Origin of the sequence: Pseudoalteromonas neustonica (assembly GCF_001653135.1) — a bacterium.
Classification (GTDB): Bacteria; Pseudomonadota; Gammaproteobacteria; order Enterobacterales; family Alteromonadaceae; genus Pseudoalteromonas; species Pseudoalteromonas neustonica.
Genome location: NZ_BDDS01000013.1, coordinates 15,516 through 40,193 on the forward strand (window position 1 = coordinate 15,516; position 24,678 = coordinate 40,193).

Annotated in this window: 20 protein-coding genes; 5 read left to right on the forward strand and 15 right to left on the reverse strand. The window is 40.2% G+C overall.

Annotation, left to right across the window (positions count from 1 at the left end):
• Positions 1 to 29 precede the first annotated feature (29 nt).
• From nusB to A7967_RS15940, 11 genes are all read right to left on the reverse strand, one after another.
• Positions 30 to 440: a transcription antitermination factor NusB gene (nusB, locus tag A7967_RS15890; protein ID WP_054206152.1), complete on the reverse strand. Its 411-nt coding sequence runs from the start codon at positions 438 to 440 to the stop codon at positions 30 to 32.
• A gap of 15 nt (positions 441 to 455) precedes the next feature.
• Positions 456 to 920 carry a 6,7-dimethyl-8-ribityllumazine synthase gene (gene ribH / locus A7967_RS15895; RefSeq protein WP_016708079.1) on the reverse strand — a complete coding sequence of 155 codons (465 nt, stop codon included), beginning with the start codon at positions 918 to 920 and terminating at the stop codon, positions 456 to 458.
• 146 nt (positions 921 to 1,066) lie between these two features.
• Positions 1,067 to 2,179: a bifunctional 3,4-dihydroxy-2-butanone-4-phosphate synthase/GTP cyclohydrolase II gene (gene ribBA, locus A7967_RS15900; protein WP_054206153.1), complete on the reverse strand. Its 1,113-nt coding sequence runs from the start codon at positions 2,177 to 2,179 to the stop codon at positions 1,067 to 1,069.
• Positions 2,180 to 2,209: 30 nt separating this feature from the next.
• On the reverse strand, positions 2,210 to 2,863 hold the full coding sequence (locus A7967_RS15905; RefSeq protein WP_054206154.1) for a riboflavin synthase: 654 nt from the start codon (positions 2,861 to 2,863) through the stop codon (positions 2,210 to 2,212).
• Positions 2,864 to 2,885: 22 nt separating this feature from the next.
• Positions 2,886 to 4,022, reverse strand: coding sequence for a bifunctional diaminohydroxyphosphoribosylaminopyrimidine deaminase/5-amino-6-(5-phosphoribosylamino)uracil reductase RibD (gene ribD, locus A7967_RS15910; RefSeq protein ID WP_054206155.1), 1,137 nt, complete (start codon positions 4,020 to 4,022; stop codon positions 2,886 to 2,888).
• A gap of 1 nt (position 4,023) precedes the next feature.
• Complete coding sequence (gene nrdR, locus A7967_RS15915) at positions 4,024 to 4,473, reverse strand: transcriptional regulator NrdR (protein WP_016708083.1); 450 nt, start codon at positions 4,471 to 4,473, stop codon at positions 4,024 to 4,026.
• 102 nt (positions 4,474 to 4,575) lie between these two features.
• A complete protein-coding gene (glyA, locus tag A7967_RS15920) occupies positions 4,576 to 5,832 on the reverse strand; it encodes a serine hydroxymethyltransferase (RefSeq protein WP_054206156.1) in 1,257 nt (418 codons plus the stop codon).
• A gap of 720 nt (positions 5,833 to 6,552) precedes the next feature.
• Positions 6,553 to 7,836, reverse strand: coding sequence for a threonine synthase (thrC, locus tag A7967_RS15925; RefSeq protein WP_064435856.1), 1,284 nt, complete (start codon positions 7,834 to 7,836; stop codon positions 6,553 to 6,555).
• Between the two features lie 18 nt (positions 7,837 to 7,854).
• Complete coding sequence (gene thrB, locus A7967_RS15930; protein ID WP_054206158.1) at positions 7,855 to 8,781, reverse strand: homoserine kinase; 927 nt, start codon at positions 8,779 to 8,781, stop codon at positions 7,855 to 7,857.
• Between the two features lie 9 nt (positions 8,782 to 8,790).
• Positions 8,791 to 11,208, reverse strand: coding sequence for a bifunctional aspartate kinase/homoserine dehydrogenase I (thrA, locus tag A7967_RS15935; RefSeq protein ID WP_054206159.1), 2,418 nt, complete (start codon positions 11,206 to 11,208; stop codon positions 8,791 to 8,793).
• Positions 11,209 to 11,436: 228 nt separating this feature from the next.
• On the reverse strand, positions 11,437 to 11,802 hold the full coding sequence (locus A7967_RS15940; RefSeq protein ID WP_054206160.1) for a response regulator: 366 nt from the start codon (positions 11,800 to 11,802) through the stop codon (positions 11,437 to 11,439).
• 269 nt (positions 11,803 to 12,071) lie between these two features.
• Here A7967_RS15940 and A7967_RS15945 point away from each other — a divergent pair, with 269 nt between their 5' ends.
• Positions 12,072 to 13,835, forward strand: coding sequence for a sensor histidine kinase (locus A7967_RS15945; protein WP_054206161.1), 1,764 nt, complete (start codon positions 12,072 to 12,074; stop codon positions 13,833 to 13,835).
• A gap of 451 nt (positions 13,836 to 14,286) precedes the next feature.
• Positions 14,287 to 15,198 carry a recombination-associated protein RdgC gene (gene rdgC / locus A7967_RS15950; RefSeq protein ID WP_054206162.1) on the forward strand — a complete coding sequence of 304 codons (912 nt, stop codon included), beginning with the start codon at positions 14,287 to 14,289 and terminating at the stop codon, positions 15,196 to 15,198.
• Positions 15,199 to 15,243: 45 nt separating this feature from the next.
• On the opposite strand, the gene A7967_RS15955 is transcribed toward rdgC, so the two are convergent.
• Positions 15,244 to 16,083 carry an HDOD domain-containing protein gene (locus tag A7967_RS15955; protein WP_054206163.1) on the reverse strand — a complete coding sequence of 280 codons (840 nt, stop codon included), beginning with the start codon at positions 16,081 to 16,083 and terminating at the stop codon, positions 15,244 to 15,246.
• A gap of 283 nt (positions 16,084 to 16,366) precedes the next feature.
• On the opposite strand from A7967_RS15955, the gene A7967_RS15960 reads away from it, so the two are divergent.
• Complete coding sequence (locus A7967_RS15960; protein WP_054206164.1) at positions 16,367 to 18,055, forward strand: DUF8614 domain-containing protein; 1,689 nt, start codon at positions 16,367 to 16,369, stop codon at positions 18,053 to 18,055.
• A gap of 111 nt (positions 18,056 to 18,166) precedes the next feature.
• On the opposite strand, the gene A7967_RS15965 is transcribed toward A7967_RS15960, so the two are convergent.
• Positions 18,167 to 18,400: a hypothetical protein gene (locus tag A7967_RS15965; RefSeq protein ID WP_054206165.1), complete on the reverse strand. Its 234-nt coding sequence runs from the start codon at positions 18,398 to 18,400 to the stop codon at positions 18,167 to 18,169.
• A gap of 8 nt (positions 18,401 to 18,408) precedes the next feature.
• Positions 18,409 to 18,804, reverse strand: a complete 396-nt coding sequence (locus tag A7967_RS15970) for an HIT domain-containing protein (RefSeq protein WP_054206166.1) — start codon at positions 18,802 to 18,804, stop codon at positions 18,409 to 18,411.
• 116 nt (positions 18,805 to 18,920) lie between these two features.
• Here A7967_RS15970 and A7967_RS15975 point away from each other — a divergent pair, with 116 nt between their 5' ends.
• Entirely contained in the window at positions 18,921 to 21,146 is a 2,226-nt protein-coding gene (locus tag A7967_RS15975; protein WP_054206167.1) for a S9 family peptidase, read from the forward strand.
• Positions 21,147 to 21,326: 180 nt separating this feature from the next.
• Positions 21,327 to 22,964, forward strand: coding sequence for a methyl-accepting chemotaxis protein (locus A7967_RS15980; RefSeq protein WP_054206168.1), 1,638 nt, complete (start codon positions 21,327 to 21,329; stop codon positions 22,962 to 22,964).
• Between the two features lie 93 nt (positions 22,965 to 23,057).
• Here A7967_RS15980 and A7967_RS15985 read toward each other — a convergent pair whose 3' ends face one another.
• The gene (locus A7967_RS15985; RefSeq protein WP_054206169.1) at positions 23,058 to 24,581 is read right to left on the reverse strand and encodes a M17 family metallopeptidase; all 1,524 of its coding nucleotides are present in this window, start codon (positions 24,579 to 24,581) and stop codon (positions 23,058 to 23,060) included.
• Positions 24,582 to 24,678: the final 97 nt, after the last annotated feature.

Sequence of the window (24,678 nt, forward strand, 5' to 3'; positions counted from 1 at the left end):
CTATGCCGGCTCTCCTCTTTGCAGTCGCATTACTTACGTAAATGCTTTACTGCTTTATCTAGTACACCATTAACAAACTTATGACTGTCTTCTGCGCCAAAGATTTTAGCAAGCTCAATACCTTCGTTGATAGCAACTTTATAAGGTACATCTTCACGGAATTTCAGCTCATAGCTGCTTAAACGTAAAATAGCGCGTTCAACTTGGTCTAACTCGTCGAAAGGACGCGTTAAATGTGGAGAGACTGCTTCGTCTAGTTGCTTATGATTTATAGCAACACCACGCGAAAGATCTTTAAAGTATTCAACATCAATTTTAGTCACATCATTTTCGATCAACATTTGTTGTTCGATATCGGCAATTGCATTGCCACTTAATTGCCAAGAATAAACGGCTTGAAGTGCTAAAATACGTGCTTTACGCCTTGCTGCTGGTTTCACAAAAATTCCTTAAACTTAAATTTTATCTAACACATTAACCATTTCAAGTGCACCTAGAGCAGCTTCGCCGCCTTTGTTGCCCATTTTAGTGCCCGCGCGTTCAATCGCTTGCTCAATGCTTTCTGTGGTTAATACGCCAAATGCAACCGGGATATCATACTCAAGCGACACTTGCGCTAAGCCTTTATTTGATTCGCCAGCAACAAGATCAAAATGTGGCGTACCACCTCTGATCACGACGCCTAAAGCGATGATTGCATCATACTCTTTTTTTGCTGCAACGCGTTTCGCTGCTAAAGGTAATTCTACCGCACCTGGTACATAAACTACGGTAATATCATCATCAGATACACCACCTGTACGTTTCAATTCATCAACAGCGCCTGCCAAAAGGCTGCTACCAATAAAGTCATTAAAGCGAGAAATAACAATTGCGAATTTCTTACCCGGAGCGTATTTATTACCTTCAATAATTTTCATTCGATAACCCTAAAAAATAAGTTTAAGCGGCTGCGATTGCGCAAAAATTGCTGCGCATCATACCATATAAATAAAATAATAGCCTAGAGCCTGTTTGCCTTTCATAATTAAAGTTTATTAATCTAAAACCAGAAACAGGCCTGAGCTTATTCTGGTTCTACGTAATCAACTACTTCAAGGTGAAAGCCCGACAGCGCATGGTACTTTTTAGGGCGACTCATTAAGCGCATTTTTTCAATTCCCAGATCAGCCAAGATTTGTGAGCCGACACCTACAGTACGCGATGTACCTTGAAACTTACGGTGTGCAACAGTTTCGCCAGCATCTTCTGCTGCAAACGCTTTAACCGTGGCTTCTAATTCATCAGTGCATTCTTGCTTACCAAGAATTACTAACACACCTTGGTGCTTAGCAATATAGGCCATAGCATCTGATAAGCCCCAACTTCTATCGGCACTGCGATCTGATAACAAAATATCATTAAAAGTACTTTGCAGATGAACACGTACTAAAGTTGGTTCATTCGCTTTAACGTCACCGTTTAATAGTGCGTAATGCAGCTGGCCGTCAATAGTATCTTTATAGGTTACTAAATCAAACTCTCCATGCTCTGTTGGCAATTTACATTTCGCGACTTGCTCAATAGTGGTTTCGTTAATGTTACGGTATTCGATAAGATCAGCAATGGTGCCAATTTTGATGTTATGTTGCTCGGCAAATATTTCTAAATCAGGACGGCGCGCCATAGTGCCATCGGCATTAAGAATTTCAACAATTACTGACGATGCTTCAAGCCCAGCTAAACGCGCTAAATCGCAACCAGCTTCAGTATGACCTGCACGGGTTAACACCCCACCCGGTTGCGCCATAATTGGAAAAATATGACCCGGTTGCACGATATCACTTGGCACAGCACCTTTGGCTATCGCAGCTTGTACAGTACGCGCGCGATCTGCAGCAGAAATCCCCGTGGTAACACCTTTAGATGCCTCGATGGACATTGTAAAGTTAGTCGAAAATGCTGCACCATTGTTTTTAACCATTAATGGTAAATCAAGCTGCTCACAACGTTCTTGTGTCATTGTTAAACAAATTAAGCCGCGGCCATGAGTGGCCATAAAATTAATCGCTTCAGCACTTATATGTTCGGCTGCGATAATTAAATCGCCTTCATTTTCTCTATCTTCATCGTCCATCAAAATAACCATTTTACCGGCTTTAATGTCATCAATAATTTCTTGTGCGCTGTGTAAATTCATAATCTGCTCGTGTAAGTTGTGGAGTTGGGGCTACTTAATAAAACCCGCTTGGGCAAGTAAATTCATCGAAATATCTGAACCGGCAGGTTGTTCTGCCCCTTTGATCAAGCGCTCTAAATAACGAGCAATTTGGTCAACTTCTAAATTCACTTGGGTGCCAATTTTAAAATCAGCAATGGTTGTTTGTTCACTCGTATGCGGCACGATAGTCAGTTTAAATTTGTTATCTTCTATCGCATTAACCGTTAGGCTAATACCATCAATACATACCGAGCCTTTATACGGGATATACTTCATCAGTTGCGCATCGGTGCTTAACCAATATTCAACAGCGCGCGCATTGGGCGTAATAGCTGTAATAGTCGCAATACCATCAACGTGCCCAGAGACTAAGTGCCCCCCTAAACGAGATACAGGTTGCATGGCTTTTTCAAGGTTAACCGTTTGCCCTTGTTTATAATGAGCAAACCCGGTTAAGCTTATCGTTTCGTTTGACAAGTCAGCACTAAAACCATCACTGTGCTTTGCTACAACCGTTAAACATACGCCGTTGGTTGCAATACTGTCACCTAAATTCACATCGGCCATATCAAGGTTGCTACTTTGAATGCGAATGGCTAAATCACCTTGTTTTTGTTCTAATTTACTAATTGTGCCTGTTGCTTCTATTATACCAGTAAACATAAGGTTGCTCTTCAATAGTAGGTTAAGGCGCTGTATTTAAACACCGCGCAGCTGTGATACGAATATCATCACCAATTAGTGCACATTCGCTAATTGTTAAGTTGTCCACATCTTGCATATTTGTCTGTTCTGCAAAATTTAATAAACTTTTGGCATCGTTACCTAACAATTTAGGTGCGAAATAAATAATGTATTCATCAATAAGCCCCTGCTCTGTCATTTTTCCCGCAAGGGTTGCACCGGCCTCTAACCAAATATGATTAAATTGGCGTTGTGCTAAAAGCTTGAGAGCGGCCAGTAAATCAACCTTATTATTTTGTTTTGGCACTACAATATGGCTTACGTAATGAGGCCATTGCTTTGATTTATCAAGCTCAGTGGTAAGAATAATTATCTCACTTTCTATACTAAACAAAGCCAGTTCAGGAGTTAAACGATTTTGTGAATCAATAATAATTCTTACTGGCTGACGCAAAGGTAACTCTGTGGGTAATGATTCTGGCAATTCATCAATACGAACATTAAGCTTGGCGTCATCAACTAAAACGGTATCCGCCCCCGTTAAAATAGCGCAGCTTTGTGCACGATAAAGTTGCACATCTTGACGAGCTTTAGAGCCCGTAATCCATTTACTTTGACCATTTTTAAGGGCCGTTTTACCATCAAGACTTGCCGCCATTTTACAGGTAATAAATGGCATGCCTTGTTCCATACGCTTTAAAAAGCCACGGTTTAATAGTTTAGCTTGTTGCTCTAATAGCCCTGATGCAACCTCAATTCCTGCATCAGCTAAAATTGCGAGACCTTTACCTGCCACTTGTGGATTTGGATCAACCATCGCGGCAATCACTTTTATCACGCCCGCGGCTTTTAGGCCTTCGGCACACGGAGGTGTGCGACCAAAATGACTACAAGGCTCAAGTGTGACATACGCAGTGGCACCTTTGGCTTGGCTACCTGCCATTGCTAACGCATTGACTTCAGCATGACCTTGCCCAGCTAATTGATGAAAGCCTTCACCAATAATCTGACCACCTTTAACTAGCACACAGCCAACATTAGGATTTGGTGTTGTTGTAAAGCGTCCTTGCTTGGCAAGTTCAATAGCCCGTGCCATAAATTGATGATCTTGCTCTGTGAATAATACGTTTTGACTCATTTTACTCCCCTAAGCGGGCGATTTCTTCACCAAATTCACGGATATCTTCAAACGAACGATACACAGAAGCAAAACGTACATAGGCGACTTTATCGAGTTTTTTAAGCGCTTCCATAATACACTCACCAATTAAGTGGCTGGATATCTCACGCTCACCCGTTGCTCGTAGTTGAGATTTGATAATATTGACAACTTCGTCAACCTGCTCAGTACTAACGGGACGTTTTTCTAATGCGCGGTGTAGACCATTGAGAAGTTTATCTTCGTTGAAAGGTTCGCGACTGCCATCTTGTTTAATTACCCGAGGCATCACAAGTTCAGCACCTTCAAAGGTGGTAAAGCGTTCATGACACTCATTGCATTCACGGCGTCGTCTAACTTGGTGGCCACCACCAACTAAACGCGAGTCAATTACTTTGGTATCTTTTGCGGTGCAAAATGGGCAATGCATAGGTATCAGCTTCCATTAAAAACAAAAAAGGCCGCTTTAAGGCGGCCTTTATAATAGCAAAAAACGTCGCTATTGTGATCTAAATTACAGTGAGCTTAATAATTAAGCGTAAACAGGTAATTTTTTACAGATTGCTTTAACTTTTTCTTTAACTTGTGCTTGTACAGACTCATCAGTGATGTTGTCTAGCACGTCACAGATCCAGCCCGCTAGCTCTTTAGATTCAGCTTCTTTAAAGCCACGACGTGTGATTGCAGGTGAACCAATACGCAGACCAGAGGTAACAAATGGTGAACGTGGATCGTTTGGTACTGAGTTTTTGTTCACTGTAATATTCGCATTACCTAGAGCTGCATCTGCATCTTTACCAGTGATGTCTTTATTGATTAAATCAAGTAAGAACAAGTGATTTTCTGTTTTATCAGACACGATTTTGTAGCCGCGCTCTTGCATTACTGCAACCATTGCTTGGGCATTTTTAACAACTTGAGTTTGGTATACTTTAAACTCTGGTTGTAGTGCTTCTTTAAATGCCACTGCTTTTGCAGCAATAACATGACATAAAGGACCACCTTGGCCACCTGGGAAAACAGCGCTATTAAGCTTTTTATAAATAGCTTCGTCGCCACAGGCTGAAATAATCAAACCGCCACGTGGACCTGCTAATGTTTTATGCGTAGTAGTAGTTACAACGTGTGCATGTGGTACTGGGCTTGGGTAAACGCCTGCAGCAATAAGACCAGCAACGTGAGCCATATCTACGAACAAGTAAGCGCCTACTTTATCAGCGATTTCACGGAATTTAGCCCAATCAACAATACCTGAGTATGCTGAGAAACCACCGATGATCATTTTTGGTTTATGCTCAAGTGCTAGCGCTTCAACTTGTGCGTAATCAATTTCGCCCGTTGCTTCGTCAAGTCCGTATTGGATTGCATTATAAAGCTTACCAGAGAAGCTCACATGTGAACCATGCGTTAAGTGACCACCATGAGCTAAGCTCATACCAAGTACCGTATCGCCAGCATCTAATAGCGCTAAAAATACAGCGGCATTTGCTTGTGAGCCAGCATGAGGCTGAACGTTTGCGTATTCAGAACCAAACAATTCATTTGCACGGTCAATCGCTAGTTGCTCAACCACGTCAACGTGCTCACAACCACCGTAATAACGCTTGCCCGGATAACCTTCAGCATATTTATTTGTTAACTGTGAACCCTGCGCTTCTAGTACGCGTGGGCTACAGTAGTTTTCAGATGCGATAAGCTCAATGTGTTCTTCTTGACGAGCAGTCTCTTTGTTGATTGCGTCAAATAACTCTGGATCAAAATCCGAAATATTCATGCTACGTTCTAACATGGGGGCTCCTAGGGCAACGTGTATGGTGTTTTTAAAGGCAATATTGTACGCTGAAAACGTCAATTTGACTACGGTGTAAAGATGAACATATTTAAACAGGGATTGAATTTAATTCACAGTGTTTTTGTAATGATATTTTTTTATAGAAACATAAATAATACTAATAAATAAAACAACTAAATATTTGTATTTTTAATGTGTTAATTTATTGCATTTGTTTCTATTTACACTACTATTGTACGAAATGTAATCATGGATGATCATAGGCTTATTATGTTAGCTAAACCTATTTACGAATTTATTCCCTACTGCTATTTTATTTTTGGTGGGTTTTGCATTCTTTTCTCGACTACCCTATTGCCGACGGCTATCGGCATTGCTTTGTTCTTAAATGGCGCAAACATTTGGCGTCTGCGATCTAATGCGCGCCGTATAGATCATAAAGTAAACCGAAAAAAAGTAAGGAAACACTATTATTATTATGAATTTAAGCCCTTCATTCTGTTGCTTACTGGTCTAATTCTAGTTAGTCGGGTACCCAATCAACTCGTTACACTTGCTGGCGCGATGATCTGTTTGATTGGCATTTTAATTTTATGTTTACGTATTTTAAATCGTCGTTCACGGTCTATGGTTTAAATTTAAATATTTTTACAATAAAAAAGCGATATACGTAATGTATTATCGCTTTTTTGTTTTAACTTTATCTAATTATAAAAATTAGCCTAATTTAGCTAATAAAATATCGCGAAGCACACTGTAGTCATCTGCAATATCTTCAGCCAAACATGGCTTAGCTAATGCATCCGCTAATGGTTTTGGCATATCGAGCTCTATATTTAAAATCTCTTCTACGCTATCTTTAAACTTAGCTGGATGCGCTGTAGCTAAGAACACCCCTGCCGCTCCTTGTGCTAAATTAGCTTTAAGTCCCTGATAAGCTATTGCTGTGTGAGGCTCTGCAACATAGCCCGTTTGTTGAATTTTTTTCATCACTGTTTGTGTATTGCTTTCATCAACGCTGGTTGAATAAAAGTCATCATAACTAAACCAATTATTATCTAACATGATTTGCACTCGTGGCCAGTTATTAGGTTTGCTCACGTCCATTGCGTTTGAAAGTGATTCTATCGTCGCATTAGGTGCCCAGTTTTTATCATGGATAAAGCGCGGTACAGTATCATTCTGATTCGTTGTTGCACTGAGTTTAGCGACAGGCAAACCAATAACAGCACCGATCATTGCCGCACACACGTTACCAAAATTACCACTTGGCACAGAGATATGCGCGTTAGCACGTTTTTCTTTCGGTAATTGTGCAATTGCTTCAAAGTAGTAACAAACTTGTGCAACTAAACGGCTGATATTAATTGAATTAGCCGAGTTTAAACCTAGTCGAGATTTAATTTCATCATCTAAAAATGCATTTTTTACCATCGCTTGGCAATCATCAAAACTACCATCAACTGCATAACAATGAATGTTATTCCCCAATGTAGTGAACAGTTTTTGCTGCGCTAGAGAAATTTTCCCTTTTGGATAAAGGATCACCACATCAATATTTGGTTTATTATAAAACGCATGAGCAACAGCTGCACCTGTGTCACCAGAGGTTGCTGTTAGTATTGTAGTTTTTTCACCTTGGCTAAATTGTGCTAAGCACTCAGCCATAAAGCGGCCACCAAAGTCTTTAAAGGCAAGTGTTGGACCGTGGAACAATTCCAAACAATAAATATTTTCTTCTACTTCAACCAGTTTTACCGGAAAGTTAAACGCATTTTGCACCATTTGCGCAACAGTATCTGCGGGCAACTCATCGCCAATTAAATGCGATAAAATTTTACTACTACGACTAACAAAGTCCATATCAAGTAAAGCATCAATGTCCGCCAGTGGCGCTAGGGATTCAGGAAAGAATACGCCTTGGTTTCGGCCTAAACCTGTTTTAACTGCATCAACAAACGACACTTTTTGTGAATCATCTTTTAAATTATGTAATTGCATTATTTATTCCTTAAATTCTTATAACTGACGCGTGCCGGCGTTATCAAGCTTACAAATGTGGCAAAAGCCTTGTTCATTGATATAGTTTTGTTCAAGCCACTGTGCGCATTGCTGTGCAGCTTCAAGCGTTTTACACACGGTAAATAAAGTAGGGCCTGCACCAGAAATACTGACTATTTCAGCACCTAGCTCCGGCAGTGCCGCTTTCGCTTCACTAAACCCAGTAATAAGCGGTGCGCGATATGGTTCTGCTATTTCATCACTCATAATTGATAACGCGTTATCAAAACGACCAGTTAACAACAATGTACTAAACGCTGATAAGCGCTGTGCAAATTCAACACTGGCATGCATGCTTAGCTGCCTTGGTAGTACTGAACGCGCTTTTGCGGTATTAAGCGAAAAACCAGGAAAAGCGGCTACGTAGTACCAGTTTTTATCTACCGGTAAGCTAATCGACTTATCTGGGATCAAATCACCCGTCAACTGTAAACCACCTAAGTAACAAGGTGTGATGTTATCGTAATGACGACCACCACTTACAATAGCTTCAAAATCAGCCATTAATTCAATCAGCTCTACTTGGCTAAGCGCAGTGCCTGCAAATTGATCAAGTGCCGCAAAGGTCGCTACAACTGAGCACGCACTAGAACCGAGCCCTGAACCAATCGGTAAATTCTTTTTAAGCTCTAATTTTACGCATGGCATACTTGGCGCAACATGTGTACGAAAATGCACTAAACACTGATACGCTAAGTTTTCATTAGCGTCACTTGGCAATTTATGTGCATACTCGCCCGAGCAAATAAACTCATCTCTTGTTGCAGGACTTACTGCAACAATGTCGCCTAATAATGTGCCATCAATAGGCGCAAGTGCAGCGCCTAATGAATCAAAACCAACGGCAAAATTCCCAATAGACGCTGGAGCATATACTTCAATCATTGTCCCCTCCTAGCGCGATAACGTTTTTAAGATATCAGCAAATACACCCGCAGCAGTCACTGCAGATCCTGCACCATAACCACGAATTACAAATGGACGTGGTTGGTAATATTCACTCAAGATTGCTAAGGCATTTTCACCATCACGAATAACTGCCAATGCATGTTTTGTATCAACCGCTTCAATACCGACTTTGCAGTGACCCGAATTGATTGTGCCCACATAACGCAATACTTTACCTTCACTGGCTGCACTTTGAATGCGATCACTAAATGCGGCATCTAAACTCGGTAGTTTAGCCATAAACTCTGCAACATCATCACCTTGTGCAAAACCAACAGGCAGGACCGATTCAACTTCAATATCACTAAGCTCTAACTTCATGCCAGCCTCACGGGCAATGATCAGTAATTTACGCGCAACATCTGTTCCCGATAAATCATCTCTAGGGTCTGGCTCAGTAAAACCACTCTCTTTTGCTTTAATGGTTGCTTCAGATAACGATAAACCATCTTGCAAGGCACCGAATATATAAGACAATGAACCAGATAAAATACCACTGAACTCAAGCAACTCATCGCCTGCACCAAACAGCGATTGTAAGTTATCTATAACCGGAAGCCCTGCTCCTACATTTGTTTCGTATAAAAACTTACGGTTATTCTTTTGGGTTGCTGCAATCAGGTCTTGGTAATAAGCATATGAACTCGTTGTCGCTTTTTTATTTGCAGCCACAACGTGAAAACCCGCATTTAAAAAGTCAACGTATTGCGCAGCCAATGCATCTGATGAGGTGCAATCAACTAATACTGGGTTGATTAAATGGTTTTGCCTAACAAATTGCTCAACCAGTTTTAAATCAAAAACTTGTTCAGATGCGGCTAATTTTTGTTGCCAATCATCAAAAGCAATACCTTCGGCATCTAGGTGTAATTGACGAGAGTTAGCAACACCGTATAGATTTAACTTAATATTGCGCTTTTCCAGCCACGTTTGCTGGCGCTCTAATTGCTTTATAAGTTCTTGACCAACTAAGCCGCAGCCTAATAAAAACACGTCAATTGATGGGATATGAGTAAAGAAATTTTCGTGACACACTTTTACAGCATCATTACACAGTTCACCGTCGATCACCGCGGAAATAGCACTTTCAGTTGAATCTTGTGCAATAGCAACAATATTCACTTGCGCTTGAGCAAGCGATGCAAAAAACTTAGCGGCCAAGCCTTTATGAGCACGCATGTTATCACCCACTAACGTAACAATGGCTAAGTTACGTTGTACTTGCACAGGCTCAATAAGCCCTGCTTGTGATTCAAGCTCAAACGCTGTTTGCAGTGCATCAAGCGCTAATGGTAAGTCCGATTCATGGACACAAAAGCTAATACTAAATTCACATGACGACTGAGTAATAAGTACAATCGATACATTATCATGAGCAAGGGCATTAAATACTTTTGATGCCATGCCTACCTTACCTTTCATGCCTGGGCCTGAAACTGTTAGCATCGCAAGGTTTTGTAAACTGGATAACGCTTTAACTGGCTCCGATGATACATTATCGTTACTGATCAATGAGCCTTGCGCCTCTGGGTTATGAGTATTTTTAATTTCACATGGCACGCCCGCTTTAGCACACGGTAAAATTGTTTTAGGGTGAAGAACTTTGGCACCAAAGTAAGAAAGCTCCATCGCTTCTTTATATGATAAAAAATCAACCTTAGTGGCTTTTTTGATATAACGAGGATCTGCACTGTATACGCCGTCCACGTCAGTCCAGATTTGGCAAACTTCTGCTTCTAAACACGCTGCTGCAATTGCGGCTGAATAATCAGAACCATTGCGCCCGAGTGTAGTTAACTGACCTTGTTCATTGCTAGCTGTAAAACCCGGCATAATATAAATAGTTGCAGGGCTCACTTTTAAAGCCGCTTGGAAGCGAATTTTGCTCGCTACTAAATCAGCTTCCGCATCAATGTGGCCATTGGTTGATGCGATGCAATCAGTTGCTTCAAGGTAACGAGCGTTGTGCGAGCTTAGCAAACACTGCATCAGTGCCACACTCACGCGCTCACCAAAACTAATAATATAAGCACGAACCTGATCAGGACAGCATTGGATTAATTTGACACCAGCAAGTTTATTTTTCAGCTCATCTAAATCAGGCCAATTTTGTACTTGCCCACATTCAGCTTCAACAGCTACTTTTAAGCTGTCACAACGAGACGCGAGTGCATCCCACTGTTCGCTATAATCAAATCCCTGTTCAGCGCTACTTGCAAGTGCGACTAACGAATCAGTCATTCCACCTGGCGCTGAAAGTACCAATAACATTTCATCTTTTAACTGTGCTTTAACTAACTGAGCTACCTGCTGTAAACATGCCAAGTCGGCAAGTGATGACCCGCCAAATTTTAATACTCGCATTTTTATGTTCCTCATCCCATAAAACGAAAAAAGGCCTGTGTTCGTTGTGAACACAGGCCTTTAAATTTGTTGCACCGACCTATGCCACTATCCAGTAAGAATGGTGGTTGTAATAATAATGGTCAGTACGTTTGTATTTATTTTCATAGCCTTTAGACTGCCTTAAACAAGGCTATTCTGTCAACCCCACATTAAAAGATAAATTATGCTATTTGGTTATAAAGAGCTCTAATGAATGCCAAATTTATGCAATATTTCATTAAGCCTTACTTTATCTATTGGCTTATTTATAAAATCGATAGCCCCTAAATTAGCGACTCGCTGTTTCATTTCAGCCTGAATATCCGCAGATATAACGAGAACAAAACATTCAATACTGCTTTGTTTAATGCATTCAAGCACCTGAACACCGTCAACTTCTGGCATAGTTAAATCAAGACACAATAAATCAAAGCTATGAATTTGCATTAATTCCAATGCCTCTCGGCCATTTTTTGCCTGCATAATATTTGCGCTTAGGCATTCATTTATACATCGCACGACTTGTTTACGTGCTACTGTTGAATCATCACATACTAATACAGAGAAATTCATACTATTAACTACTAGCTCACATGGTTATAAATGACGGGTGGGTTCTCAGTAACTAAGAAACATTACTCTAACAGCAATATAGTGATTTTATAACACAATCATTCCTGTGAAATAAACATAAGTTTTTGCTAAAAAAAGAAAAATGAATAAATTTGTTGAGGAAAAGTAGATTATTTTATTTATTTTTAGGCGTTTATTAGCTAACTTTACAGATGAATGTACTCGCTGCTTGGGTATTAAATGATGAATAAAGGAGCTATGGGAAATCCATGCTACAAAAAAGCCTATCTAAAAAGCTGCTAACAAGCGTTTTATCCGTCTATTTTTTGCTGACTTTTGTTGTCACATGCGGACAAGTAATTGCTGAATATGTAAATACTAAAGATTACATTCGTGATGAACTGACTACGCTACAAAAAACATTTAGTCGCAGTTTAACGCGTGCTATCTGGGAGCTAAACACTAAACAAACAATCACCACAGCCGAAGGTTTACTCGCTATTCCTATGATTGAAGGCATTATAGTACGTGACGATAGCGGCGAGATTATTTCTCAATTAGGTCGTTCTCTTGATATCCGAGAATTATACAGCCAGCAGCTGGTTCAAGAAGAAGCAATTATTGAAGACACCCCATCCGGTTTATTTGGGTACACTTTCCCATTAATTTTTGAGTTTTCAGGCCGAGCCACGCAAGTAGGCGACGTGACTTTATTTTCCAGCCGCGAAGTTGTATTTAGCCGTATTATGCTGTCAATTTATTTTCTAATTGGCAACGCAATGATCAAAACAACCTTTTTGATCATCTTGTTTTTAATGGCATTTAGAAAATTGCTTACCGAACCACTTGCGCAATTGACAGAGCAAATTGAAGACCTTGAACTCAACGATCTTGAAGGCCAACATATTGAAATAGAAACAACAGAACACAATGAACTAAAAGTAATGGAGCAATCATTTAATAAACTCATTGATAAAGTTGTGCAGTATCGCCAAGAACTCGAGCATACACAAAAAGAACTCATTCTAAGTAACGAAAAACTTGATCAGCAAAATCTACAACTTGAACAAGAAGTTGCACGTAAAACTTCAAACCTGAGTCAAGCAATGATGGATTTACAGCAGCAAAAATATGAACTCGAAAAGCAAAAGTTAACACTTACCGAAGAAATTGATCTACGTCGTCATACCGAGCATGAGTTACTTACCAAACAAACAGAATTACAGCGTTATGTAGATGAACTAAATATGGCTCAGGAGCGTCTAGTAGGCTCTGAAAAAATGGCCGCGCTAGGTGGTTTAGTTGCCGGGATCACGCATGATATCAATACACCAGTGGGGATTGGTGTAACCGCCACGTCTTTTTTACAAGAACGGTTATTACAAATCGAAAATGCATATAAAAATAAAACCCTCTCGCCAAAAGCACTTGAAGAGTTCATTAATGATGCCAAGCAAAGCACCAGTTTATTAACCACTAATTTAGATCGCGCATCTGAATTAGTGGCTAGTTTTAAACAAATCGCGGTGGATCAAGCCAGTGAAGCTGTTAGGACGATTAATTTTAAAGAGTATTTAGGTGAAGTGATCCGCTCTTTGCATCCTAAAATTAAAAATACCACGCATCATATTAATTTAGATTGCCCAGAAAGCTTGACCTTGAATTTACCCGCAGGCGCGATCAGCCAAATTTTTACAAACTTAATAATGAACTCCCTGATCCATGGGTTTGAAGGCATTACAAATGGCGTTATTAATATTGATATTAAAGATGATGACGATAATGTAATTATCAACTTTAACGATAACGGCAATGGCGTTACAGAACAGCAACTCGAAAAACTTTTCGACCCTTTCTTTACAACAAAACGTGAACAAGGTGGCAGCGGCTTAGGTACCCACATTACATTTAATTTAGTAAAACAGACTCTCAGTGGTGAAATTGATGCAACAAGCTCACCGGGTAATGGCTTAAGCTATGTGATCAGTTTCCCCAAAAACATGCCAAAGCCACTGTCAATTTTTAGTAATTAGATTAGGGCGTGTTGACCTTTTGTGATTAATTTTACACCAGTATGTTTGGTATTTAGGCTAGGCAGCGCCTATGCTGTGTGGTTGTTCCTTATAAATAGGCGATAACGACGCAGTATAAATTCCAAACATGCGCTGCCCAAAGGGTTCTTCCTAGAGGCGATTAACTCTTTGTTACCTAAATGGATGTAGGTAAAGGAAATGAGCAAACGAGGAAGCTTTGCTCTATTTTACTTAGCCCGTTAAACCTCATACTGAGATTAAATCGCCTGTAGATTAAACATATTTCAATCCTAAAAAGTCAACTGGCCTCAGTTAAAACCCTTTTAAGTTACTTCTTCTTATATTTAGCTAATGCTTTGCTCAATTGCTAAGCATTAGCTAAATCAGTCATTTCGACATCCGATTTTTATTGCTATGATTGAACAAATTTACCAATTGGATCAATCAACCTATGTGGTTTAGTAACCTTATTTGTTATCGCTTTAAACAAGACGTTTCGTATACTCAAGAAGACTTTGACAAAGCGTTAGAGCAGGACCTATTTCGCCCTTGCGGTAGCCAAGATTTAAGCACATTTGGCTGGACCAAAGCCTTTGGTAAGCACGGGGATACCCTTTCTCACTTTTCGCAAAAAAGTATTTTAGTCTGCGCTAAGCGTGAAGAAAAAGTACTTCCGGCCGCTGTGATCAACGATATGGTTGCAGAAAAAATTGAGCTGATCGAAGCTGAAGAAAATCGCCCAGTTAAGAAAAAAGAGAAAGATGAGCTCAAAGAAAATATCCTGCATAGCTTATTGCCGCAAGCATTTAAAAAATCGAGCTTACAGTTTGCCTTTATCGACCAAGAAAATGGTTGGGTAGTCGTTAACAGCGGCAGTTTCAATAAAGCTGAAGAGCTATTAGCATTACTTCGCAAGTCTCTGGGTACATTACCTGTCGTCCCTGCTTTTGCTAACTATGACTTAGATGTGTTTTTAACTGACTGGCTAACCAACTTTAGTACGCCTGAGGGCTTTGCAATTGGCTCAGACGCCGAGTTAGAAGAAGCAGATGACAGTGGTGCACAAGTTAAACTTAAAGGCCACGACCTTGCATGTGATGAAGTAAAATCACACTTAGAAAGTGGTAAGCGTGTCACTAAGCTTGCGCTTGATTGGCAAGAACGTCTTAAATTCATGTTACAAAATGACGGTTCAATTAAACGCTTAAGCTACTCAGATACACTCAAAGAAGAAAATGCTGATATACCAAAAGAAGATATGTTAGTAAAACTAGACGCTGATTTTATTCTTGCTTCAGAAGAAATTAAATTACTACTAGAAGAACTAACACAAGGTTTAGGCGACGTTGAAGACTTAGCCTAGAGTTTGATTTTCAAAAAAAGCGCCGAGGCGCTTTTTTCGTAATAATTAACTAAATACAGATTTCACATCATCAAGCATTTTATAATAGTCATCACTTGAGAAAATATCAGTTGATGAAATAACACCTTTATCAATATACATTTGTAAAGCAGCTGATTTATCAGACACTTGTAAAATCCCTTCCATGATCGCACCAATGCGAATAAAATCTACATAGCTTATGTTTTCAGGTCGATAATTAGGATTTGCCCAACTTTCTGACACTTCAACAAATTCATCTGTAAAATCCCATGCGCGCATAATAGCACCACCGACTTTACCACTGAGTTTTTGGATTGCATGAGCTAAAAAACTCGGATTAGCAAATACTTCAGGGTGACGCTCAGCTTCTGTCAAAATAGGCAATACACCAATATTATAAACTAATGACGCTAATGTAATCGTATCGCGATTTAATGACGTTTGCTTATTCTCTTTAAGAAAAAACTCCATTAGCGTAATTGAATGACATGCAACTTTTAAGGTTTTTTGCCATGCTTTATCCATGTAACCTTTTATTAATTCATTGTTTGAAACAAACAGTTGTTCCATTGCCATTGCTGTCGCAATATTTTTAATTTGTCTTAAACCAATGCGAGTAACGGCCTGATTGATATTAGAAACCTTAACCGAACGCCCCATAAACGCACTATTTGCAACCTTTATCATCCGCGCAGCCAAAGCGGGATCATGAGATATTACATCAGCCATTTGCGCTAAATTTACATCCGGATTATCTGCAGCTTGACGAACACGTACAGCAATCTCTGGCAAAGTTGGTAAAACCAAGGTGTCATTATTTATTCGATCGACCAAAATGGTCAGTAGTGCGTTTTCTGTTGACATAGATGTGCCATCCTTCTGTATTGGTTTTTAATATATCTAAACCATGGAATGTTTGTTTATTATAGATACAGTATTGTCTAACTTGCCGCTAAAGTTAAGAAAAAACAAAGAAATTATCTTAATTTATTTATTCTAGCGGTTTTACTCTTTCAGAAGTAACGGCGAATGATTCGGTAAGCTTGCTATTTACGCTCAAGGTTTGCTTTAATGCTGACATAACAAGTAAGCGTTAGTCTCCTTTTAGCAGAGACAAAAATTAAACACACTTTTAATGGGCAACATAATGACTCTCAATAAAATTAGCCAAGCACTTATTCTCGCCAGTAGCGTTTTTATTGGTGCATGTTCTGAGCAAGCAACAACCACACAAACAGCAGAAAAAACTAAAACAACACATGCTGATGTAACACAGTTAGTTAACGCTGAGGAAAATCGCTTAGATATCTACACTGATTTCACGCTTACCACAGACTTATCTCACCTTAGTACAAATCAACAAGCCATGGTAGCAAAGCTAATTGATGCATCTAAAATTATGGATGACCTTTTTTGGCGCCAAGCCTTTGGTGAAGATAAAGCCGTATTTTTAGCTAAAATAAACGACCCAAAAGTACAAAAATTTGCTGACATAAACTATGGCCCATGGGATCGTTTAAATGGTGACCAAGTATTTCTATCTGGCTATGAAGAAAAGAGTGCTGGTGCACAGTTTTACCCAGCAGATATGACCAAAGAAGAGCTTAATAACTCAAGCGTTACAGACAAGAATGGCCTGTACTCAATCATTAAACGTGATGAAAATGGCAAGCTATACAGCGTCGCTTACTCTATTGAGTATGCACAAGCACTTGAAAAAACAGCGTCTTTATTACGTGAAGCAAGTAAACTCGCAGATGACAAAGAATTTGCAAACTACCTCAACTTACGTGCGGATGCCCTTTTAAATGATGAATACCAAGCATCAGATTTTGCTTGGATGGACATGAAGAATAACCCGATTGATGTCGTTATCGGCCCAATTGAAACCTACGAAGACCAATTATTTGGCTCTCGCGCAGCGTTTGAGTCTTACGTATTAGTTAAAGATTTAGCATGGTCTGAGCGTCTAGCAAAATTTGCCGCATTTTTACCTGAGTTACAAAAAGATTTACCCGTTGATGCTAAATACAAGCAAGAAGTACCCGGCTCTGACGCGGACTTAAATGCCTACGACGTTGTTTACTACGCAGGCCACTCCAATGCGGGCAGTAAAACAATTGCTATCAATTTACCAAATGACGAACAAGTGCAACTAGAAAAAGGCACGCGTCGCCTGCAACTTAAAAATGCAATGCGTGCAAAATTCGACAAAATCTTAGTACCAATTGCTGAGCAACTCATTGTGCCTGAGCAGCGTAAACACATTACTTTTGATGCATTTTTTGCTAATACAATGTTCCATGAAGTAGCACATGGTTTGGGCATAAAAAACACCATCACAAATAAAGGCACTGTACGCCAATCATTGCAAGAACACGCCAGCGCATTAGAAGAAGGTAAAGCCGATATACTAGGTTTGTATATGGTTGAACAGTTACTTAAAAAAGGCGAAATCACTGAAGGGACTTTAGAAGATTATTACACAACCTTTATGGCTGGCATCTTCCGCTCAGTACGCTTTGGTGCATCAAGCGCTCACGGTAAAGCCAATATGATCCGTTTTAACTTTTTCGCCCAAGAAGGTGCATTTTCTAAAAACGAGCAAGGTCTTTATAGCGTAAACATGGAAAAAATGGGCCTGGCGATGGCCAAATTATCTAGCTTAATTTTAACTCTGCAAGGTGATGGTGATTACCAAAAAGTGGACCAGCTAATTGCGACCCACGGTGATATCAAAACTGAGCTTGCTAAAGACTTAGAAAAACTCAGCCAAGCAAATATCCCGGTAGATGTAACCTTTAAACAAGGTAAAGCTGTATTAGGGTTAAACTAAACCTAGGCTTTGTAAATATAAAACCGCTGCGGCGGTTTTATATTTAACCAGAACTCAAGTTGCGTTGTTACACATACTTAAAATAAAGCATGCTGATAGTTAACACTGTGATTAACAAATAAGGGTGATCCGATACTGCTTTTCTCGCTGGCATACCTTTGGGTGAGTAATTTCTGATAAATACTGTTTACCCTGTTTTGAAATAAAAACGAAAGGCACTTTCAGCCAACGCGGTGAACCTAGTTGTTGCCAAATAGCTGGTTCAAACGTTTCTACTAACTGATAATATTTATACTTAGCAACAAGCATTACCATCATTAAAACAACCAAAATAACAAGCAACACTAAAACACCTAAAAGTGCTCTTTTAAGAGTGTAATTTGCGCATCACTATAAGGCACAGCTGAAAACTTCCCCCACACAGGCGCAGGCCACGCAACGTCTGTTTTAAAACGTGCAATGTGGTGGATATGTAGTTGTGGCACCATATTACCAAGCGCTGCAACGTTAAGTTTATCTGGATTAAATATGCTTTGAAGTAAGCGACTAAGTTTCGCTGATTCTTTCATCAGCAGAATTTGATCATCATCACTCAAATCGATACTTTCTTTTAAACCAGCCTGACGAGGCACTAAAATAAACCATGGGTATTGGCTGTCGTTCATTAGCAACACTTTGCACAATGGCCAATCAACAACCTCTATACAATCGCGCACAAACTCTGGGGCCAAAGAAAATTCAACCGTCATTTTTATTCCTTTTAAATTAAACACAGTGCATTTTCGCTACTTTATAGCATTTAGTTGCAGTTGCCCACGCTTGGCTTTACCATCATTACAGTTTTTATTCGAGCGAAGGTAAATACGTGTTAAAAAAAATTAAACACCTCTCATACTTGCTACCTCTAGTAGCAACAGCCATTACAGTCCAGGCCGAACCACTGACGTTAGAACGTGTCTTTGATGACCCTAGTTTAGCAGGCAAAGCGCCCGTACAACTTAAATTCTCGCCTGACGGCAGTCGCGTTACTTACTTGCAAGGTAAGGTAGATGACTACAACCGTTACGATTTATGGGAATACAATTTAAAAGATAAATCTAATCGTGTATTAGTTGACTCTGCACAGTTATTTTCAGGCCCAGAAAACCTCTCTGATGAAGAAAAAGCACGCCGTGAACGTCAACGTATTTTTGGCAAAGGTATATTAGAATATAAATGGTCTAAAGATGGTAAAGCGCTGCTTTTCCCACTCAATGGTGATTTGTATTACTATGATTTAGCCTCAGCAAAAAGCCGCAAATTAACCGATACCGATACATTCGAAACGGACGCACGCTTTTCGCCTAAAGGTAATTTTGTATCCTTTATTCGTGAACAAAACTTGTATGCGTTAAATCTTACATCAGGTAAAGAAATTCAGCTTAGCAAAGATGGCGGCGGCGTAATCAAAAACGGCATGGCTGAGTTTGTTGCGCAAGAAGAAATGAGCCGTATGACGGGTTACTGGTGGTCGGGTGATGAATCTAAAATTGCCTTTACTCGCATTGACGAAAGCCCAGTAAAAGAAGCGATCCGTAACGAAATTTACGCAGAAGAAGTTAAGTTGTTTAACCAACGCTACCCATTTACAGGGACTAACAACGTTAAAATCCAATTGGGCGTCGTATCCCTCAATGATCAAGCCGTTGATTGGATTGATTTAGGCAAAGACGAAGATATTTATATCGCCCGTGCTAATTGGCTAAAAGATGATAAAACTCTTGCTTACCAATGGCAAAATCGTTCTCAGCAAAAACTAGAACTGCGTTTTTATAACAGCGAGACCAAGAATCAAAAAGTTGCATTGACCGAGACCAGTGATACCTGGATCAACCTGCATTTTGACCTGCAATTCTTAAACGATAAAAAACATTTTGTATGGGCATCAGAGCGTAACGGCTTTAAACATTTATACTTGTACCGTACCAACGGTAAATTAGTTCGTCAAATTACAGATGGCGAATGGGTTGTAGATGGACTAAAAGGGGTTGATGAGAAAAAAGGCGTCGTGTATTTTGCAGGCAGAAAAGACACGCCACTTGAAAGTCATTTATACAGCGTACCATTATTTAAAAAAGGTAATATTAAACGTATCACTGAACAAGGTGCATACCATAAAGTTGTACTGGCAAAAGACAACAAAACCTTTATTGATAATAGCTCGTCTGTAAATAAACCAAATTCTGCTGCACTGCGTAAAGTAAATGGTGAGTTTATTACGTGGCTTGAAGAAAATAAGCTTGATAAAAACCACCCTCTTACACCTTACCTAGCTGACCTTGCTGAGCCAGAATACGGCACATTAAAAGCTGAAGATGGCCAAATAATGCATTATCGCTTATTCAAACCAAGTGATCTTAACAATGGCAAAAAACACCCTGTTATTGTTAATGTGTACGGCGGTCCTCATGCACAGCGTGTTACTAATAGCTGGCGCAGTAAAAACCTGTATTTCCAATATATGGCGCAACAAGGCTATGTCATTTTTCAATTAGACAACCGAGGCTCGTACAATCGAGGTAAAAAGTTTGAAGACGCTATTTATAAAAACTTGGGTGTTGTAGAAGTGGCAGACCAAATTAAAGGCGTTGAATTTTTACGAACGCTTGATTATGTAGACCCACAACGTATTGGTATTTATGGTCACAGCTACGGCGGCTACATGGCGCTAATGACCATGTTTAAAGCCGGTGATTACTTTCAAGCAGGTGTATCGGGCGCGCCAGTAACTGATTGGGCATTATATGATACTCACTATACTGAGCGTTATTTAGGTCACCCAAACACTAATGCAAAAGGCTACACGGACAGCGCTGTATTCCCATATTCAGATGGCTTAAAAGGTCCATTAATGATTTATCACGGTATGGCTGATGACAACGTGCTGTTTACGCATGCAACAAAGTTATTTAAGCAATTACAAGATAACGAAAAGCAGTTTGAAATGATGACCTACCCAGGCTCAAAACACAGCCTTCGTGGTAAAAATGTGCAAACACATTTGCACCAAACCATTACCAGCTTCTTTAATCGTCATTTTGATGTTAAATAAAACGTATTAGTAATTTAATAACTAAAGGCTGATTGCAAAATCAGCCTTTTTTATGCTTAATAATAAACGCTATAAAACCCTTGATTCGATTAAGAAAAGAATACCTTAACTAGATTTCTACTCTTTTTTTACTACGCTTAATAGTACTCGCAATAATTGCGGCCTAACTAAGGAAGTACTATGTCGTATCTACGTCGCTTTACAATTTTTCAGCGTTTGGCTATGCTTGTCGGTGTCGTAGTCGTTGGGTTAATACTATTAAGTGTCACCAGCCTCGCTCAGCAATATAGTTCGCTCAAAACTGAGCAATATATAAAAACTAAAAATCTAGTCGAGACTGCCCATAGTATTATTGTGCATTATCACTCATTGCAGCTCAATAACTCTCTGAGCGAATCTCAAGCACAAGCTAGAGCACTAGAAACCATTGCAGCTATGCGTTATGACGACAGTAACTACTACTGGATTAATGACTTTCAACCAGCGATGGTTATGCACCCAATAAAACCACAGTTAAACGGTAAATCGCTATCTGAAACAAAAGATCCTGATGGTACGCGTCTGTTTGTTGAAATGGTTAATATTGTAAAACAACATGACAGTGGCTATGTCCCTTACAAATGGCCCAAACCAGGTAAAGATAAACCCGTTGATAAAATTGCTTATGTAAAAGGCTTTACGCCTTGGCAATGGATTATTGGATCGGGTGTGTATATCGATACAATTGATGAGTCGTTCGCTTCATTAAAAAGCCTAATGATTATTAATGCCAGCATCATTATTATATTGTTAATTAGTTTAAGTTATTTTATTGGTCGCAGCATTTTACGTCCTACGCAGCTTGCAGCCGATATGATGAAAGACATATCTCAAGGTGAAGGCGACTTAACCCAAACACTGGATGAAAGTGGCAATGATGAAGTATCACGCCTATCTCGTTACTTCAACTTGTATACAAAAAAAATGCGCGAGTCACTCAAGCAAGTCGCTCATAATGCAAATGAAGTAAACCAGCATGCTCACACCGTAGACGATGCCAGTAAAACAAACCACTCATTTATAGAGTTACAAAACGATAGCTCAACCCAAGTTGCTACTGCAATGGAGCAAATGACCCACCAAATACATGATGTAAGCCGTAATGCGGAAGCTGCCGAGCAAGCAGCATCACAAGCCGCAAGCAACGCATCTGACGGTAAAAATGTGGTTGCTAAAACAATCCAAGCCATCGAAACTTTATCCAAAAACATTGAAACGGTCAGCCAAGTAACTGCTGATTTAGCGCAAGAAACTAACAATATTGGCTCTGTACTTGATGTGATCAGAGGAATTGCTGAACAAACCAATTTACTTGCCTTAAATGCAGCAATTGAAGCAGCTCGCGCAGGAGAGCAAGGTCGTGGCTTTGCGGTGGTTGCCGATGAAGTTCGTACTCTCGCTAGCCGCACAGGTAAAAGTACCGATGAGATTCAGGCTATGATAGCCAAACTGCAAACAGGCGCACAAGCGGCTGTTGATGCCGTGACCGCAAGTCGGCAGTTATCAACAAATACAGTGCAGCAAGCAGAAACAGCCAACATATCGCTAAGTGAGATTGAGCGTTTAGTATCAGTGATCACCGATATGAACGGCCAGATCGCTCGTGCTACTGAGCAACAATCAAGTGCTGCAGATGAGGTGAATTTACGCATTGGTGAATTATCGCAATCAACTGAACAATCTCTAGCTAACACATCGCAACTCTCTGGCGCGAGTGATAACTTAAAGCGCAGCAGTCAAGCTCTTACCGAGGTCGTTAACCGATTTAAACTTGATTAGTTCTAGGCTCTTATATGGACTCCCTCTAAATAAATAGACACAAAAAAGCCCCGTTACATTATCATACGAGGCTTTTTTGTATAATTGTGAATGTTATAGGCAATAGCGTGCGAATAAGCTACTTAAGCCCGCCGCAGTTGGTTTACCATGCTGCCAGTCACCACCTTCAACACCACTGCCAGCAATATCCATGTGAACGTATGGAATTGGCTCTGCAGAATCAGTACCGTGTTTATCAAGGCCACCAACAACAGCTAAAAATGCCATCGGGAACTGGTGCCCACGGGCTGTGACAGCTGAAGCTGCATTATTACTTGAAAGCACATCATCAGCGAGTGTACGTGGCTTGATAAAGTCATAATCTTCACGGCGACTACGCGAAACTTCTGCGCCATCAGCCCATAAATCACCACAATCAGCTAGCTTGCGCGACACATTTGCAGCACGTGCTGGTCCATTTTCAACATACGCGCTGTAAGGGCCCATCGCACGTGCAGCGTGGCCTGTTAACGTGGCGACAGTGAATAACTCAGGGTTCACTTCGCCTTTCGCTAAATCTTTCATTTCACTGAGTAAATCCCCCATTGCTAGGCGGCCTTCTGCATCCGTATTACCAATACGTACACGTACACCTTCACGGCTAGTAATTATTTCATCTGGTACAAAACAATCTGAGCCAATTGAATTACGTACAACGGCCAAGTAGGCAATTACTTTTACGCCTTGAGGCTGAAAATCAGCAACTGATTTCATAAGGCCAGCAACAGAAGCTGCACCACCTTTATCACGGCTCATACCAGCCATGTAACCGCCTACTTTTAAGTCTGCACCGCCTGTATCGTAAACCAAGCCTTTACCAACAAACATCAGCGTACGAGTAACATCACCTTGCGGAATATACTCAAGTTTAACCACGCGTGGATGATGACGCTCAACGGCATAAGATGCACGCGCAACAGTACTTAACATTGGGTAATCTTTATCAATTTTTGCGATATCAGAAATCACTTCAACACTCACATTACTGCCTTTGAATAAATCAACGCAGTAGTCAGCAAAGCGCGGTGGCGCCATACGTTCAGGCTCGGTACCACATAGATCGCGAGCCGCATATTGGCCAGCGGCCATGGCATCAACAGCTTTCGCCGTTTTTTCATTTGCACCAATTAAAGTAATTTGAGTAATTGGTTCAATGTTTTGACCATGAAACTCACGCGCTTCAAGTGGTTGCCACAAGGCTTGGCAAGCACCTAAATAAGCAACTTCAAGGGCATATTGATAACGGCTTTCTTGACTTGCTTGCGGTAAATAAATAGCAGGCTGTGTGCAGCCTGATGCCTTAGCTTCATTAATCGCAAGTTTCGCTGCATCAAAATAACGGCGTACGTCGTCGTAATCACGATTAAGCGGACCCGTAGGGGCTAAAATAACGCGCTTAGAATCGATTACTAATAGGGTAACTTGTTTGCCAATGCGTGCATCTACAGCCATCTGCGCTGCAATTGACTGGCTTAATGAGCTATCAGCTAAGTGTGAGAAGTCATTACCGATAATAATTAACGCATCATGTGCTGCGTCATCAAATGTTGCTGCTGCAACTGCGTGAGGATATGCCATAAAAAAGGTCCTGTTGTCAAAAAATAGGACCTTATTATCATTTATTTAAGTACCCATTGCCAGCAAAGCGAGACAAGCTAATACGCCGCTGGCAACT

Excerpts from the sequence above, each read along its gene's own strand:
- ribH (WP_016708079.1), bottom strand. The coding sequence starts at position 920 with ATGAAAATTATTGAAGGTAATAAATACGCTCCGGGTAAGAAATTCGCA.
- ribBA (WP_054206153.1), bottom strand. The coding sequence starts at position 2,179 with ATGAATTTACACAGCGCACAAGAAATTATTGATGACATTAAAGCCGGT.
- A7967_RS15905 (WP_054206154.1), bottom strand. The coding sequence starts at position 2,863 with ATGTTTACTGGTATAATAGAAGCAACAGGCACAATTAGTAAATTAGAA.
- ribD (WP_054206155.1), bottom strand. The coding sequence starts at position 4,022 with ATGAGTCAAAACGTATTATTCACAGAGCAAGATCATCAATTTATGGCA.
- nrdR (WP_016708083.1), bottom strand. The coding sequence starts at position 4,473 with ATGCATTGCCCATTTTGCACCGCAAAAGATACCAAAGTAATTGACTCG.
- glyA (WP_054206156.1), bottom strand. The coding sequence starts at position 5,832 with ATGTTAGAACGTAGCATGAATATTTCGGATTTTGATCCAGAGTTATTT.
- thrC (WP_064435856.1), bottom strand. The coding sequence starts at position 7,836 with ATGCAATTACATAATTTAAAAGATGATTCACAAAAAGTGTCGTTTGTT.
- thrB (WP_054206158.1), bottom strand. The coding sequence starts at position 8,781 with ATGATTGAAGTATATGCTCCAGCGTCTATTGGGAATTTTGCCGTTGGT.
- thrA (WP_054206159.1), bottom strand. The coding sequence starts at position 11,208 with ATGCGAGTATTAAAATTTGGCGGGTCATCACTTGCCGACTTGGCATGT.
- A7967_RS15940 (WP_054206160.1), bottom strand. The coding sequence starts at position 11,802 with ATGAATTTCTCTGTATTAGTATGTGATGATTCAACAGTAGCACGTAAA.
- A7967_RS15945 (WP_054206161.1), top strand. The coding sequence starts at position 12,072 with ATGCTACAAAAAAGCCTATCTAAAAAGCTGCTAACAAGCGTTTTATCC.
- rdgC (WP_054206162.1), top strand. The coding sequence starts at position 14,287 with ATGTGGTTTAGTAACCTTATTTGTTATCGCTTTAAACAAGACGTTTCG.
- A7967_RS15955 (WP_054206163.1), bottom strand. The coding sequence starts at position 16,083 with ATGTCAACAGAAAACGCACTACTGACCATTTTGGTCGATCGAATAAAT.
- A7967_RS15960 (WP_054206164.1), top strand. The coding sequence starts at position 16,367 with ATGACTCTCAATAAAATTAGCCAAGCACTTATTCTCGCCAGTAGCGTT.
- A7967_RS15970 (WP_054206166.1), bottom strand. The coding sequence starts at position 18,804 with ATGACGGTTGAATTTTCTTTGGCCCCAGAGTTTGTGCGCGATTGTATA.
- A7967_RS15980 (WP_054206168.1), top strand. The coding sequence starts at position 21,327 with ATGTCGTATCTACGTCGCTTTACAATTTTTCAGCGTTTGGCTATGCTT.
- A7967_RS15985 (WP_054206169.1), bottom strand. The coding sequence starts at position 24,581 with ATGGCATATCCTCACGCAGTTGCAGCAGCAACATTTGATGACGCAGCA.